Source organism: Sporomusa sp. GT1 (genome assembly GCF_014634905.1).
GTDB lineage: Bacteria > Bacillota > Negativicutes > Sporomusales > Sporomusaceae > Sporomusa > Sporomusa sphaeroides.
Map to the genome: position 1 here is coordinate 1 of NZ_BMBX01000117.1, position 203 is coordinate 203.

Annotated in this window: 1 rRNA gene; it reads right to left on the reverse strand. The window is 51.2% G+C overall.

What is annotated here, in order from left to right:
• Positions 1–203: ribosomal RNA gene (locus GT1_RS22070) — 23S ribosomal RNA — on the reverse strand; the annotation flags it as partial.

Here is a 203-nt window from a genome sequence, read left to right on the forward strand (position 1 = left end):
GGGTTCCTCGTGTCCCGTGGTACTCTGGATTCTGACCCTCAGATGCAATCTTTCGCCTACAGGGCTATTACCTTCTGTGGCCTACCTTTCCAGGTAGTTCGACTAGATATTTTCTGATTTATGTCAGTCCTCAACCCCAGTGAGCTAAGCTCTCTGGTTTGGGCTCTTCCCCGTTCGCTCGCCGCTACTTAGGGAATCTCGTT